Origin of the sequence: Microbacterium sulfonylureivorans, assembly GCF_003999995.1 — a bacterium.
GTDB lineage: Bacteria > Actinomycetota > Actinomycetes > Actinomycetales > Microbacteriaceae > Microbacterium > Microbacterium sulfonylureivorans.
In genome coordinates this window covers 966,218-980,939 of record NZ_RJAD01000001.1, presented here as the reverse complement: position 1 = coordinate 980,939, position 14,722 = coordinate 966,218, and the positions used below count along the sequence as shown (strand labels likewise).

General features: G+C 70.2%; 10 protein-coding genes. 8 read left to right on the top strand and 2 right to left on the bottom strand.

The annotated features are described in order from the left end of the window. Positions 1 to 45 precede the first annotated feature (45 nt). Complete coding sequence (locus EER34_RS04335; protein WP_127473314.1) at positions 46 to 1,380, top strand: ABC transporter substrate-binding protein; 1,335 nt, start codon at positions 46 to 48, stop codon at positions 1,378 to 1,380. 9 nt (positions 1,381 to 1,389) lie between these two features. Further along, positions 1,390 to 3,456 (top strand): alpha-galactosidase, encoded by a 2,067-nt coding sequence (locus tag EER34_RS04330; protein WP_127473313.1) that lies wholly within the window; start codon positions 1,390 to 1,392, stop codon positions 3,454 to 3,456. A gap of 174 nt (positions 3,457 to 3,630) precedes the next feature. On the opposite strand, the gene EER34_RS04325 is transcribed toward EER34_RS04330, so the two are convergent. Continuing rightward, positions 3,631 to 4,983, bottom strand: coding sequence for a cryptochrome/photolyase family protein (locus EER34_RS04325; RefSeq protein WP_127473312.1), 1,353 nt, complete (start codon positions 4,981 to 4,983; stop codon positions 3,631 to 3,633). 307 nt (positions 4,984 to 5,290) lie between these two features. On the opposite strand from EER34_RS04325, the gene EER34_RS04320 reads away from it, so the two are divergent. The 6 genes from EER34_RS04320 (at position 5,291) to EER34_RS04295 (ending at position 13,442) form a co-directional block, all read left to right on the top strand. Further along, positions 5,291 to 6,298 carry a LacI family DNA-binding transcriptional regulator gene (locus EER34_RS04320; RefSeq protein ID WP_127473311.1) on the top strand — a complete coding sequence of 336 codons (1,008 nt, stop codon included), beginning with the start codon at positions 5,291 to 5,293 and terminating at the stop codon, positions 6,296 to 6,298. A gap of 369 nt (positions 6,299 to 6,667) precedes the next feature. Continuing rightward, entirely contained in the window at positions 6,668 to 7,750 is a 1,083-nt protein-coding gene (locus tag EER34_RS04315; protein ID WP_127473310.1) for a ThuA domain-containing protein, read from the top strand. Positions 7,751 to 8,171: 421 nt separating this feature from the next. Next, positions 8,172 to 9,923 (top strand): glycoside hydrolase family 13 protein, encoded by a 1,752-nt coding sequence (locus EER34_RS04310; RefSeq protein ID WP_420845959.1) that lies wholly within the window; start codon positions 8,172 to 8,174, stop codon positions 9,921 to 9,923. 32 nt (positions 9,924 to 9,955) lie between these two features. Further along, positions 9,956 to 11,323, top strand: coding sequence for an extracellular solute-binding protein (locus EER34_RS04305; RefSeq protein ID WP_127473308.1), 1,368 nt, complete (start codon positions 9,956 to 9,958; stop codon positions 11,321 to 11,323). Positions 11,324 to 11,496: 173 nt separating this feature from the next. After that, positions 11,497 to 12,462: a carbohydrate ABC transporter permease gene (locus tag EER34_RS04300; RefSeq protein WP_127473307.1), complete on the top strand. Its 966-nt coding sequence runs from the start codon at positions 11,497 to 11,499 to the stop codon at positions 12,460 to 12,462. A 47-nt stretch (positions 12,463 to 12,509) separates the two neighbouring features. Next, on the top strand, positions 12,510 to 13,442 hold the full coding sequence (locus tag EER34_RS04295) for a carbohydrate ABC transporter permease (protein WP_164743524.1): 933 nt from the start codon (positions 12,510 to 12,512) through the stop codon (positions 13,440 to 13,442). A 78-nt stretch (positions 13,443 to 13,520) separates the two neighbouring features. On the opposite strand, the gene EER34_RS04290 is transcribed toward EER34_RS04295, so the two are convergent. Continuing rightward, positions 13,521 to 14,372: a hypothetical protein gene (locus EER34_RS04290; RefSeq protein ID WP_127473305.1), complete on the bottom strand. Its 852-nt coding sequence runs from the start codon at positions 14,370 to 14,372 to the stop codon at positions 13,521 to 13,523. Positions 14,373 to 14,722 lie beyond the last annotated feature (350 nt).

Here is a 14,722-nt window from a genome sequence, read left to right as displayed (position 1 = left end):
CGGCATCCCTGTAAATCCCGCATCACCCGATCAGTAAGGAAGATCATGCAGCACACCAAGAGGGCAGTCGTCACAGGCGTCGCACTGCTCAGCGCGCTCGCGCTCGCCGGATGCGCCGGCGGCGGCGGAAGCACCGACGGCGGCGCGGATGCCGCAGCCTGCGCCCCGTCCGACGGAGACGTCACGCTCGAGTTCACGTCGTGGATCCCGGGCATCGAGGACGTCGTCGCCATGTGGAACGAGGAGAACCCCGACATCCAGGTCGAGGTCCAGACCGGGCCGAACGGCAACGGCGGAACCTACAAGAGCTTCTTCAGCCAGCTCGAGGCCGGCAACGCGCCCGACCTCGGCCAGATCGAGTACGACGCGCTGTCGAGCTTCCGCGTGCAGGACGGCCTCGAGAACCTCGCCGCGTGCGAGGACGTCGTCGCCGCCGAGGACGAGTTCATCCCGTGGACCTGGGGCCAGGTCACCCTGGGCACCGAGGACGGCGTCTACGGCGTGCCGCAGGACTCGGGTCCGATGGCGCTCTTCTACCGTTCCGACCTGTTCGAGCAGAACGGCATCGACGTCCCCACGACGTGGGAGGAGTACAAGGCGGCCGCCGTCAAGGTGCGCGAGGCCGGCGGGTACATCACCAACTTCTCCACCGCCGACATCAACCAGTTCGCGGGCTTCGTGTGGCAGGGCAACGGCGACTGGTTCACCAACGACGGCGACGAGTGGACCGTCGACCTGACCGGCGAGCAGTCGACCACGGTCGCCGAGTACTGGCAGGAGCTCCTCGACGAGGACCTCGTCGCCACCTACCCGGCATGGACCGAGGAATGGAACAACGCCTACAACTCGGGTGAGGTCTGGACCTGGAACTCCGCCGTGTGGGGCGCCAACTCGATCTCGTCGGGCGCGCCCGACACCGCCGGCAACTGGTCCGTCGCACCGTCCCCGCAGTGGGCGGCCGGCGATGCCAGCTCCGGCAACTGGGGCGGCTCGTCCATCGCCGTGTTCAAGGGCACGGAGCACCTGTACGAGGCGACCAAGTTCGCGCTGTGGCTGAACACCTCCGACGAGGCGCTGACCGCGCTCAACGAGTCGGCGAACATCTACCCCGCGACGACCGCCGGTCTCGACCTGCCGTCGCTGCAGGAGGGCGTCGAGTTCTACGGCGGCCAGAAGATCTACGACGTGTTCGCCGAGGCCGCCGGCCAGGTCAACCCCGACTTCGTGTGGGGCCCGACCATGACGCAGACCTACGCGGACGTCTCGGACGGCTTCCAGAAGGCCGTCACCGGTCAGGGCACGCTGATCGAGGCCCTCGAGGCCGCGCAGGAGTCGACCATCGCCACCCTCAAGGCGCAGTCGATCCCGGTTGCGGAGTAGAGTCCCCGCGTGATTCATCACCTCCGCGCCGCGAGAGTCGGCCTCGTGCTCGACTCCCGCGGCGCGGGCGTTCCCGTCGTGGTCCACTGGGGCCGCGACCTGGGCGCTCTCGACTCCGCCGACCTGTCGGCCCTCGCAGATGCGATCGTCCCCGCCGTCGGCCCCAGTTCGATCGACGTGCCGCTGCGGTTCTCGCTGCTGCCGACCCTCGCGGACGGATGGTCGGGGCATCCGGCCGTCACGGTCGCCGGGGTGCGCGAGCGCGCCACGCAGCTCGACACAGCGCGCGACGGCGACGTGGTCACCACGGTGAACGCGATCCGGGATGCCGTCATCACGACCCGCCTCGAGCTCACGGCGCAGGGCGTGCTCCTGGTCTCGCACGTCGTCCGCAACGACGGTGAGGCGCCGGTCGAGCTGACCGGCGTCGGGGTCGCACTGCCGGTTCCCGAACGCGCGCGGGAGGTGCTCGACTTCTCGGGGCGCTGGGCGGCCGAGCGCCGTCCGCAGCGCGCGCGGCCCGGTCATGGCGTGTGGCTGCGCGAGACGCGTCACGGCCGCGGGGGGCACGACGACCCCTTCCTGATGGTCGCCGGCACCGACGGATTCGGCTTCGGATCCGGCGAGGTCTGGGCCACCCACGTCGCCTGGAGCGGCGACACGCGCCAGTGGTTCGAGCGCTCCGACCTCGGGCCGAGCGTGCTCGGAGCAGGCGAGCGCCTCGCGCCGACGACGCTGGCTCCGGGAGAGGAGTACGCGTCGCCGGTCGTCATCGCGACGTGGTCGGGCGCCGGCCTCGACGGGCTGTCCGGCCGGCTGCATCCCTGGATCCGGTCGTGGTCGACGATCGACCGGCCGCGCCCCGTGACGCTCAACACGTGGGAGGCCGTGTACTTCGACCACTCGCTCGAACGGCTCGAACCCCTCGTCGAACGCGCCGCCGAGGTCGGTGTGGAGCGATTCGTGCTCGATGACGGCTGGTTCCTCGGCCGAACCGACGACCGGCGCGCCCTCGGCGACTGGACGGTCGACCCCGAGCGCTGGCCCGACGGCCTGGGCCCGCTCGCGGAGCGCGTGAACGCCGCGGGAATGGAGTTCGGGCTCTGGGTGGAGCCCGAGATGGTGAGCCTCGACTCCGACCTCGCGCGGCAGCATCCCGAGTGGCTCCTCACCCCACCCGATTCGGTGACCTGGCGCTGGCAGCACGTGCTCGACCTCTCGCTGCCGGAGGTCGCTCAGCACCTGTTCGAGCGTCTCGACGCCCTGCTGTCCGAGTACCCGATCGCGTACCTCAAGTGGGATCACAACCGCGACCTGCTGGTCGAGGCATCCCGTCCGCAGGTCCTCGGTCTCTACCGCCTGCTCGACCGGCTGCGCGGGGCGCACCCCGGCGTCGAGATCGAGTCGTGCGCGTCGGGCGGAGGACGCATCGACCTCGAGATCCTGCGACGAGTCGATCGCGTGTGGACCAGCGACACCAACGATCCGCTGGTGCGCCAGGCGATCCAGCGCTGGACGGGGATCGTGATCCCGCCCGAGTACCTCGGCTCGCATGTCGGCGACGCGCACGCCCACACGACGGGCCGCGTCTCAGGACTCGGCTTCCGGCTCGCGACCGCGCTGTTCGGCCATGCGGGCATCGAGTCCGACCTCACGCGGGTGTCCGCCGACGACCTCGACGCGCTGCGCGCCTGGATCTCCGTGCACCGCGAGCACCGCGCGCTTCTGCACTCCGGCCGAGTCGTGCGGGTCGATGCCGCCGACGACGCCGTGCTCGTCCACGGCGTGGTCGCGCCCGACCTCTCGCGGGCGCTCTTCTCGTACGCGGTCGTGGGCGAGACGGATGCTGCGCTCCCCGCGCCGCTGCGCCTGACCGGCCTGGATCCCGCCCGACGCTACCGGGTGTCGATGCTCGACGTCGGGGCTCCGCCGTCCGTGCTGCAGGATGCTCCGCCCCCGTGGCTCGACGCCGGGGTCGTGCTCACCGGCTCGGCTCTCATCGGCGTCGGGCTGCCGATGCCGCTCCTCACCCCCGGCAACGCTCTCGTCCTCCGCGTCGAAGCCGCCCCCGCCTGACCCCCCCGTTCGCCGGCAGGGCCCGGTTCGCCCGGCACGGCGTGGTTGCCGGCACGACGTGATCTTCCCGAGCGGGCGTCGTTTCCTCGAAGGGGCATGTTCCGCACGGGCGGAGAAATGCGCTCTGGTGCGAACCATGCCCGCTCGCGACGGGGCGCGGCGGGCGCGGACGTCTCACCGCCTCGCGGCGGTCTTCACCTGCTCGTAGGCGGACAGCGCGGCGGTGCGGGTCTCGCGCAGGTCGACGATCGGCTCGGGAGGCTCGTCGGCGAGGTGCTCGGGCGCCCACTGCCGCACGTAGTGGCCGTCCGGATCGAACTTCTTCGCCTGCAGCTCGGGGTTGAAGATCCGGAAGTACGGTGCCGCGTCGGCGCCCGATCCGGCGACCCATTGCCAGTTGAACGGGTTGTTCGCGGCATCCGCGTCGACCAGCGTGTCCCAGAACCACTCCTCGCCGCGCCGCCAGTCGATGAGCAGGTTCTTGACGAGGAAGGATGCCGCCACCATCCGCACGCGGTTGTGCATGTAGCCCGTCGCCCACAGCTCGCGCATGCCGGCATCGACGAGGGGCACGCCGGTGCGACCACGCTGCCAGGCCTCGAGGTGCGCAGGCCTCAGGCGCGGCCAGGGGAACGCGTCGAACTCCGCCCGAAGGTTCTCCGACGCGAGCGCGGGGGAGTGGAACAGCGTATGCCACGCGAACTCGCGCCACCCGAGCTCGGACAGGAACCGGCCGGCGCCTCCCGCCTCGACGGCCTCGTGCCACACCGTGAACGGACTCACTTCGCCCCATCGGAGGCGCGGTGACAGGAGCGACGTCGCTCCGGTGGCCGGCTCGTCGCGCGCCCGGTCGTATCGGCCGAGGTCGTCCCGCAGGAACTGCCGCACCCGTCGCCGGGCGGCCGGCTCGCCGGGCTCCCAGGTCTCGCGGAGGCCTCCCGCCCAGTCCGGGGAGTGCGGCAGGAGGTGCCAGTCGTCGAGGTCATCGGAGGCGAGCCGCGTCATGCCCGCGACCTCGACGGGCTCGGGCAGCGGCGCCCGCGGCGCGGGGAGTGCGAGACACGCGCGCCAGAACGGCGTGAAGACCGAGAAGTGGGTGCCGGCGCCGGTGGTCACGGTCCAGGGCTCGAACAGCAGCGAGCCGGCGAACGAGGCGACATCGACCCCGTCGGCACGGAGGGACTGCTTCAGCGCCGAATCGACCTCCCGTTCGGGCCCGCCGTAGCGTCGGTTCCAGAACACGGCGCCGGCCGCGGCATCCGCCACCGCTTCGCGGACCACCCGTGCCGCCGCGCCCCGCCGGAGCACCAGCCTGCCGCCGCGCTCGGCGAGGCGCTCGGCCAGCGATGACAGCGAGCCGTGCAGCCACCATCGCGCCGCCCCGCCCAGGTCGCGGATGCCCGGCGACTCCTCGTCGAGGACGTAGAGGCCGATGACCGGCTCGTCCCGATCGATCGCCGCGCGAAGGGCCGGGTTGTCGGCCAGACGGAGGTCGTCGCGGAACCACACGATGGACGGACTCGGCATGGTTCCCATCCTGACGTGCGATCGGTGCCGGCGGCCGGGGGTTGACAGCGCCGGGCGGTGAATCCGAGGGGAGGAATCCTCCTTCTGACCCGTTGCGGGGAGCTCGACGGCGGATTCCTCCCGTCCGTTTCACCGCCGCCGGGCCCGACCCCGCTTCGGCCAGGGCCATGTCGCGTGCCTCGGCCGGGGCCCCGAGAACAGTCATCCGCCCAATCTCCGCCGCCCGGATCTGAGTTGGCACGCCAGGGCACCCGACCGGCTTGCAGGGGCTTGCGCGATCCTGCAAGTTCTTGCGTACACTGAGCGCATGTCGAAGCGTCTCGCCGAAGTGGCGCGCAAGGTCGGGGTCAGCGAAGCGACCGTCAGCCGCGTTCTCAACGACAAGCCCGGGGTGTCCGATGCGACGCGCCAGGCGGTGCTCACCGCGCTCGACGTGCTCGGCTACGAGAGGCCGACGAAGCTGCGAGGCGAACGCGCCCGGCTCGTGGGGCTCGTGCTGCCCGAGCTGCAGAACCCGATCTTCCCGGCGCTCGCCGAGATCATCGGCGGCGGGCTCACCCAGAACGGCTACACGCCCCTGCTGTGCACGCAGAACTCGGGCGGGATCACCGAGTCGGACTACATCGACCTCCTCCTGCAGCAGCAGGTCTCCGGGGTGATCTTCCTGGGCGGCAACTACAGCCAGGCGGATGCCGCGCACGAGCACTACGAGCGGCTGCGGCAGGTGAACCTTCCCACGGTGCTCGTGAACGCCCGCATCGCGTCGCTCGACTTCGCAACCGTGTCGACGGATGACGCGGCAGCCGCGGAGCAGGCGATCCAGCACCTCCACCAGCTGGGTCATCGGCGTATCGGGATGCTGCTCGGGCCGCTCGACCACATTCCGTCGCAGCGCAAGCTCGCCGCGGCCCGCCCGCTCCTCGAGCGGCTGGGCGCACCGCTCGACGATGCCCTCGTGGTGCGCGGGCTGTACTCGCTGGAATCGGGGCAGGCCGGTGCCACCCGCCTCTTCGCGGCCGGTGCCACGGCCATCGTGTGCGCGAGCGACCCGCTCGCCCTCGGTGCGGTGCGGGCGGCCAGAAGGGCCGGTCTGCGCGTGCCCGAGGATGTGAGCGTCGTGGGTTTCGACGACTCGGCGCTGATGAGCTGCACGGAGCCGCCACTGACGACCGTCCGTCAGCCGATCGAGTCGATGGGTCGCACCGTGATCGAGCTCCTCTTGTCGCAGATCGCCGGCACGACGGAAGCCGGCGACGAGCTCCTGTTCGAGCCGGAGCTCGTCCTGCGTGCGTCGACCGGCCCGGCCGCGGCCTGAGTCTCGTCGGGCCGAGTCCGCGCGCGCAAGGTTAATCCGGCCTCATCTTGCCGGCGCGACGGTCGGCGCACTCCCGCGGGGATGTTCGACCGAATTCGGGTCGGACAGCGCGCTGATCGCGCGTCGCGCATCATGGGGAGCGACTCCGGCGCCGAGTTCGAACGTGCCGACGGGGGATGGCCGCCGCATCCGGTCGCGCCCGCCGGAACCGCCAGGCAAAAGGTGCGTCCACCGGTGCCGGGAGTGTCTCGCCCGATCGTTGACACCTGCGTGGAGCCCGCCTATCGTCGGCGAGGAGATATGTCGGCGACAGCAACATATTCCGGTCGTCGATGACCGCAGGTCCACTCGAAGGGGAGAAACGACCGAATGAACAGACACATCCGCACCGGCGTCACCGCCGTGGCAGCCCTCGGCCTCACGCTGAGCGTGGGGATCGCCGCAGCCCCGGCGTTCGCCGACGACGAGTACAAGGTGCTGGTCGTCGGGCAGACGCTCGGCTTCCGCCACTCGCACATCGACGACACCACCAATGCCGTCATCCAGCTCGGCGAGGACAACGGGTTCACGGTCGACGTGTGGGACAGCCGCCAGCCGGCCCTGACGCTCCCGAGCTCTCCCTTCACGTCGGGCGAGGACCTCTCGAAGTACGCGACGATCATCTTCGCGTCGCCCGTGGATGCCACCAACAACCTCGACCCCACCCGTCCGCGGCTTCTGAACGACTCCGAGCTCGCCGCGTTCCAGTCGTACATCCGGTCCGGCGGCGGCTACGTCGGGCTCCACGCTGCGACGGACTCGATGCACACCGTGCCCTGGTACAGCGAGCTGACCGGAGGGAGTGCGCGCTTCCGCAACCACCCCGCGCAGCAGACCGCGACCATGCGCGTCGAGAGCCCCGGACACCCGTCGACGACGATGCTGCCGACGGAGTGGGTCCGGTTCGACGAGTGGTACAACTTCACCGTCAACCCGCGTGAAGACGTGCACGTGCTCATCACCCTCGACGAGTCGACGTACAACCCGGGCAGCGGCGCGATGGGCGCGGACCACCCGATCGCCTGGTGCCACAACTTCGAGGGCGGCCGTTCCTGGTACGAGGCCGCGGGTCACACCGACGTGTCATGGAGCGATCCGCTGTTCCTCGAGCACATCCTGGGCGGCATCGAGTGGACCGCGGGCCTCGTCGCCGGCGGCGGCGACTGCGTCACCTTCGGGGAGGTCGGCGGCATCGTCGAGGGACTCTCGACCGGATCGGTGCGCGCCGAGAAGCTCTCGGCCGACATCGCCGCCTCCCTCGAGGCGGCCGAGGTCGCGGCCGACGCCGGTGAGCACGACTCCGCCATCAGCACGCTGAAGCGGGCGTCGCGCAAGGCTCACGGCCTCCAGGATGCCGTCCTGGTCGAGAAGATCGCCGACCTCATCGAGTGGCAGGAGGCCCTCCTGCCGTAACTCCGCGCGGCTCCGCCCGCGTCCATCCGAATCGGCCGCGTCCCCTGAGGGCGCGGCCGATTCGCGTCCGGTCGGCTCCGGATGCCCCGTCGGCGCCCGCAAGCGAGCGGAGCGGGATGTCCCGTCGGCCGAGCTGGCATCGGGCTTGGCGGGAGGCGAGCGAAGCCCGCCAGGGGAATGTCTCGGCCGACGGGGCATCCCGCGCAGTGGTGGGGCATGCCGCGCAGCCGGGGGAATGTCTCGGCCGACGGGGCATGCCGCGCAGCGGTGGGGCATGCCGCACAACACCCAAGCGCTCCGTGACCTCCTCGATCTCGTTGCATAATCGTGATCTTGCGTGATTCTGTACAAGACTTGCGTAATCGACATGTCGCGAATACATTCATCGCATCGAGTCTTTCTATCGACGATGAGGAGTTCCGTGGACAGCGACGTCCTCACCCGAGCGGGTCACGCCGACGCGGCCCGCACGCCCTCAGTCGCCGACCCGCTGTGGTGGCGCTCCGCCGTTATCTACCAGGTCTACGTGCGCAGCTTCGCTGACGGCAACGGCGACGGCACGGGCGACCTCGCTGGAGTGCGGGCCCACCTCGGGTATCTGAAGGACCTCGGCGTCGACGCGATCTGGTTCAACCCCTGGTACCCGAGCCCGCTCGCCGACGGGGGGTACGACGTGCAGGACTACCGCGACATCGACCCGCGGTTCGGCACCCTCGCCGAGGCCGAGGCGCTCATCGCGGAGGCGCTGGCACTCGGCATCCGCACCATCATCGACGTCGTTCCGAACCACGTCTCCGATCAGCACCCGTGGTTCCAGGCGGCGCTCGCCGCCGGCCCGGGCAGCCCCGAGCGGGAGCGCTTCTGGTTCCACCCCGGCAAGGGCGAGGACGGATCCGAGATTCCGACGCACTGGGTGTCGAGCTTCCAGGGCGAGACGTGGACGCGCACGACGAACCCCGACGGAACGCCGGGGGAGTGGTACCTCCACATGTTCACGCCCGAGCAGCCCGACCTGAACTGGAACCACCCCGATGTGCGCCGCGAGCACGAGGACATCCTCGCCTTCTGGTTCGACCGCGGCGTCGCGGGGGTGCGCATCGACTCGGCGGCCCTGCTGATCAAGGATCCCGACCTGCCCGAGGTCGGTGAGAAGCAGGGTCCCGGCGAGCACCCCACCGAGGACCGCGACGAGCTGCACGAGGTGTACCGCTCATGGCGGGCGGTCGCCGACTCGTACCCCGGCACGCGCGTGCTCGTCGGTGAGATCTGGGTGCCCGACATCGACCGGTTCACCGCGTACCTGCGCCCCGACGAGATGCACACCGCGTTCAACTTCGACTTCCTCGCGCGGCCGTGGGGGGCGGCATCCTTCCGCGAATCGATCTCGGCCACCCTCGCCGCGCATGCCCCTGTCGGCGCCCCGAGCACCTGGGTGCTGTCGAACCACGACGTCACGCGACCGGTCACGCGCTACGGTCGCGACGACACCGGATTCGCGTTCCTCAGGAAGCGGTTCGGCGTTCCGACCGATCCGCAGCTCGGCCTGCACCGGGCGCGGGCGGCGGCGCTGCTCGTCGCGGCGCTTCCGGGCAGCCTCTACATCTACCAGGGCGACGAACTCGGCCTGCCCGAGGTCGAGGATCTCCCGCTCGAGCTCATCGAGGATCCGATGCACTTCCGCTCGGGAGGCACCGATCCGGGTCGGGACGGATGCCGCGTTCCGCTGCCGTGGTCGGGGGGCGCGAGCCCCTTCGGCTTCGGTCCCGAGGGCTCGGCGCCGTGGCTGCCGCAGCCCGCGACGTGGGAGGGGCTGAGCATCGAGGCGCAGCAGGCCGACCCCGCGTCGACGCTGAACCTGTACCGCGACGCCCTGCGCCTGCGGCGCGAGCTGCCCGAGCTCGGCGACGGCCCGCTCGACTGGTGGGACGACGTCGTGGCCGGCCATGCCGACGTGCTCGCCTTCCGCCGCGGACCCGGGTTCGCGTGCGTCGTGAACACCGGCGACGATCCCGTGGCCCTTCCGACGGACGCGGGCCTCCTTCTCTCGAGCTCGCCGCTCGAGCACGGCGCCCTCCCGGGCAACGCCACCGCATGGCTGCGCACCGACGCAGCGACGGACACCACCCCCCGCACCAACACCCACACCACGGCGGGCTCCGCGCCGAGAGGCTGACGCGGATACCGCCACCACGAAAGGAAATGACGATGAAGTCACCAGCAAGGGTCCTGCTCGCCGGTGTCGCCACGTTGGCGACCGTCGGCGCGCTCGTCGGCTGTGCGGCCGGCGGAGGCGAGGATGCCGGCGGAAAGACCGAACTGCGCGTCGCGACGTTCCCCCCGGGCGCCGACGCCGCGGCGTACGAGGCGTTCGCCGCGCAGGAGGAGCAGTTCGAGGAGGAGCACCCCGACATCGACATCATCGGTGTCGAGTACGAGTGGGAGGGGCCGACGTTCGCGGTCCAGCTCGCCGGCGGCAGCCTGCCCGACGTGTTCACGGTCCCGTTCACCGACGCGAAGACGCTCCTCGAGAACGACCAGCTCATGGACGTCACCGAGGAGATGGACGAGCTCGGCTACACCGACAGCTTCAACCCGATCATCCTCGACGGCGTCACCGGGTCGGACGGCCGGATCTACGGCTTCCCGCGCCAGGCGTACGCCAACGCGCTCTCCTACAACCGCGAGCTGTTCGAGGCCGCCGGCCTCGATCCCGACAGCCCGCCCACGACGTGGGACGAGGTGCGCGAGTACGCCAAGCAGATCACCGACGCGACCGGCAAGGCCGGCTACTCGCAGATGGCGATCAACAACACCGGCGGCTGGCAGCTGACGGTGGGCACGGTCGCCCGCGGCGGTCGTACGCAGACCGACAACGGCGACGGCACCGCCGAGTCGACGATCGACAACGACGCCACGCGGGGGGTCCTGGAGTTCCTGCACGCGCTGAAGTGGGAGGACGGCTCGTTCGGCTCGAAGGTCGACCTCGACTGGGGCACGATCAACCAGGAGTTCGCCGCCGGCAACATCGGCATGTACACGACCGGATCCGACATCTACACGGCGCTCGTGCGCGACTTCGGGCTCGACTCGGAGGTCTACGGCCTCACCGTCATCCCGCTCGAGGGCGAGGACCCGGGCACGCTCGGCGGCGGCGACATCGCCGTGATGAGCCCGACCATCGACGACGAGACGAAGGCCGCCGGCGTCGAGTGGATCGACTGGTACTACATGCAGAAGCTCCTCGACGAGGACGCCGCCAAGCTCGACGCGAAGACGCTCAACGAGTCGGGTCAGGCCGTCGGCACCCCGCTCCTCCCGGTGCTGAGCCGCGAGCTGTACGAGGAGTCGCTCGTCTGGATCGACGAGTACATCAACGTGCCGCGGGAGCAGATGGCGCCGTTCACCGACGCCATCTGGGACCAGGCCCCGGTCGGCGAGGCGAAGGTGAAGACCCAGGAGGTCTATGCACTGCTCGACAAGGTCGTCCAGACGGTCCTCACCGATGAGAACGCCGACATCGACGCACTCCTCGCGCAGGCCCAGACCGACGCGCAGGCGCTGCTCGACTCGTAACGACGAAGCGGATGCCGCGCCCCGGCGCTCGCCCGCCGGGGCGCGGCATCCCGTCCGACGCATTTCGTCTCGTCGCCTCGATCCTCGCTCGATGACCGGTGCTCCTGGTCGTCGAGCGGGCGAAGCGAGACGAAACGCCCCGAACGCACGATGAACTCCAGCAAAGGCACCCGATGACGATGACCACCGAGGAGCGGCCGGCCGCGGCATCCGCACCTCCTGCACCGCCCGCCCGCCGGAGGACCAGGCGCTCGCCGCTCACCTGGTACCGCGGCGGGGGGCTCGCGAACCTCGTGTTCGTGCTGCCCATGCTGTTCGTGTTCGTCTTCTTCTCGTGGTCGCCGATCGTGCAGTCGGTGGTCATGAGCCTCCAGAAGACGAACATGATCGTCTCGGAGTGGGTGGGCTTCGACAACTACGTCGCCGTGCTCACCGACCCCGAACTCGGCCGAGCGGTGATCAACACGATCTACTTCGCGCTGCTGGCGCTGCTGTTCGGCTTCCCGATCCCGCTGTTCGTCGCGGTGCTCATGAGCGAGGTGCGCCGCGGCAAGGGGCTGTACTCGGCACTCGCCTACCTCCCTGTCGTGATCCCGCCCGTGGTCGCCGTGCTGCTGTGGAAGTTCTTCTACAGCGCCGATCCGTCGGGCGTCTTCAACACGGTGCTCGGCTGGGTCGGCATAGCGCCGCAGCCATGGCTCTCGTCGGCAGCCCAGGCGATGCCGGCGCTGGTGCTCGAGGCGACGTGGGCCGCGGCCGGCGGGTCGATCATCATCTACCTCGCCGCGCTGCTCTCGGTGCCGCCGGAGCTCTACGACGCCGCCGAGGTCGACGGCGCGGGCATCTGGCGGAAGGTCTGGCACGTCACGCTGCCGCAGCTGCGCGGCATCCTCTTCATCATGTTCATCCTGCAGATCATCGCGACCGCGCAGGTGTTCCTCGAGCCGTTCCTGTTCACCGGCGGCGGCCCGGCCGGCGCGACGAAGACGATCCTGCTCTATATCTACGACAAGGCGTTCCGCAACAGCCTCGGCGGCGACTACGGCGAGGCGACGGCGGTGTCGGTGCTGCTTGCGATCGTCCTGGCGATCCTGTCCTGGCTGTACTTCAGGCTCACGAACCGCTGGAGCACCTCATGACCACTTCGATCAGCAACGCAGAGGGTCGCGAGGGACTGCGCGGGTGGATGTCGCGGCGCGGCACCGGCGGCGGCCGCAAGCGCGAGTCGCTCGACGATCTGGCCGACCGCACGATCGTCTCGGACTCCGAGCGTCGCCGGCCCGGCACGAGGTTCGGGATGTCGCTGACCCACGTCTTCCTCGCCGTCACGCTCGTCATCGCCGGCCTCGGGCCGATCCTGTGGCTCGCGAAGTCGGCGATCACGCCCACGCAGGACACCATTCAGCAGCCGTTCGCGCTCTGGCCGAACGGGATGGACTGGGCCAACCTGTCGACGGCGTGGAACGACATCCACATCGACCTCTACTTCTGGAACACGATCGTCATCGCCCTCGGCGCCTGGGTCGTGCAGCTGTTCATCGCGACGACCGCCGGGTACGCGCTCTCGGTGCTGCGGCCGAAGTACGCACCGGTGCTGAGCGCGCTGGTGCTCGCGACGCTCTTCATCCCCGGGATCGTCCTTCTCGTGCCGCTGTACCTGACGATCGTCAACCCGCCCCTCCTGGGCGACGTCAGCCTTCTCAACAACTACCTCGCCGTCTGGCTGCCGATGGGAGCGAACGCGTTCAACATCCTTCTGGTGAAGCGCTTCTTCGACAATCTGCCGCGCGAGGTCTTCGAGGCTGCTCGCACGGACGGGGCCGGCCCGTTCCGCCTGTTCTGGTCGATCGTGCTCCCGATGTCGAAGCCGATCCTCGGCGTCGTCTCGGTGTTCGCGATCATCGCGGCCTGGAAGGACTACCTCTGGCCGATGCTGGTGCTCCCCGATCCGGCGGTGCAGCCGCTGTCGGTGCGCCTCCCGGCCGTTCAGTCCCAGACCGAGCTCGACGTGTTCCTGGCGGCGCTCGCGATCGCGACCCTGATCCCGATCGCGATGTTCCTGATCTTCCAGTCCGTCTTCCTCCGCTCCGCCGGCCTCGGCGGCGCCGTGAAGGGCTGACCCCCCTCTCCCCTCCCCGCCCGTGTGCCGTTTGTGTGGAGATGATGCCGTTCCATGCACGCGGAAACGCCACCTTCTTCACACAAACGGGCGGTGAGCGCGGGCTTGCAGCGCGCGACGTACGCGGGCCGCGATGCCGCGCGGATGAGTCAGGTGCTGCTTCAGGACGTGGATCACCACCCATCCCTCGGCGAGGATGCGGTCCAGCTGCTCCTTGTCGAGGCGGTACTGCGCCTCGTCGAGTCGATGGATCTCGCCGTCATACTCGATCAGCACGCGGTGGTCGGGGTAGGCCAGATCGCCGTGCCTGATCAGGCGGTCCCACTGGTCGCGGATCGGATGATTCACGACCGGCTCGGGAAGGCCATGATCGAGGAGGATCATCCGAAGCTCGGTCTCCTTCGGAGAGTCGGTGCGAGGGCGCACGAGTTCGACAGCGGCCCGCAGCCGCTTGATTCCGTGCCGCCCGGCCGACCTCTCGACGGCGCGGCGGAGATCGGCCACCGTCGCGTCCGGCGCCCGACGACGAACGAGGTGGTCTCCGACGACGATCAGCTCCCGCACCGTCAGCACGCTCGCCAGCGCCACCCACGTCGATACCGGCGGCGTCACGCGCAGGTCGCCGACACGGGCCACGGTCCGCACGTCGCGTGGCGACAGGTGTGAGTCGATCCCGTCGATGCGTGGCCGATCCTCCTGGCGCGCGACCGAGACGTGGAGCGTCGTCGACAGCGCGAGGCGCGGGGGAAGCGGCATCCCGTGCAGATGCGCCGCGGTCGCATGGCTGAACACTGCGGCCGGCGTCATCCCCTTCGCGACGGCCTGCGCCTTGGCGGTGACGATGGCGTGGACGTAATCCCAGTCAGACTCGCCCGGGACCGATGCCGTGCGTACGGCATCCGACCCCGCGAAGACACGAACGCCGCGCATCGGAGCGCGAAGATCGCTCCGGCGAGTCCGAGCGGGTGTGGCCCCGGCAGCGACGGCGTCGCGGACGAGAAAGGATGTCGCGTCGAGTCCGGGAGGCAGAGGTCGTGGCCGTCGCACTGGTTCATGCTCGCGCTGTCGTCGTCCGCCGACCCGGTCAGCGCCCACTCCCGTGCAATCCCCGTGCCCGCGCGCCCCTGTGCAGGAGCCTCGCCCCCTCACGCCCCCGCCCCACGCCCCCGCCCCACGCCCCCGCCCCACGCCCCGCCCCCCGCCCCGCCCCACACCCCCGCCCCACGCCCCCGCCCCGCCTCTCCCGCGGGTGTGGAGTAGTTGCCGATACGGGCTCCGCA

What these genes read in the sequence shown, in the direction of transcription:
- EER34_RS04320 (WP_127473311.1), top strand. Translation starts at nt 5,291, where the DNA reads ATGTCGAAGCGTCTCGCCGAAGTGGCGCGCAAGGTCGGGGTCAGCGAA.
- EER34_RS04300 (WP_127473307.1), top strand. Translation starts at nt 11,497, where the DNA reads ATGACGATGACCACCGAGGAGCGGCCGGCCGCGGCATCCGCACCTCCT.
- EER34_RS04290 (WP_127473305.1), bottom strand. Translation starts at nt 14,372, where the DNA reads ATGCGCGGCGTTCGTGTCTTCGCGGGGTCGGATGCCGTACGCACGGCA.
- EER34_RS04305 (WP_127473308.1), top strand. Translation starts at nt 9,956, where the DNA reads ATGAAGTCACCAGCAAGGGTCCTGCTCGCCGGTGTCGCCACGTTGGCG.
- EER34_RS04325 (WP_127473312.1), bottom strand. Translation starts at nt 4,983, where the DNA reads ATGCCGAGTCCGTCCATCGTGTGGTTCCGCGACGACCTCCGTCTGGCC.
- EER34_RS04295 (WP_164743524.1), top strand. Translation starts at nt 12,510, where the DNA reads ATGTCGCGGCGCGGCACCGGCGGCGGCCGCAAGCGCGAGTCGCTCGAC.
- EER34_RS04335 (WP_127473314.1), top strand. Translation starts at nt 46, where the DNA reads ATGCAGCACACCAAGAGGGCAGTCGTCACAGGCGTCGCACTGCTCAGC.
- EER34_RS04315 (WP_127473310.1), top strand. Translation starts at nt 6,668, where the DNA reads ATGAACAGACACATCCGCACCGGCGTCACCGCCGTGGCAGCCCTCGGC.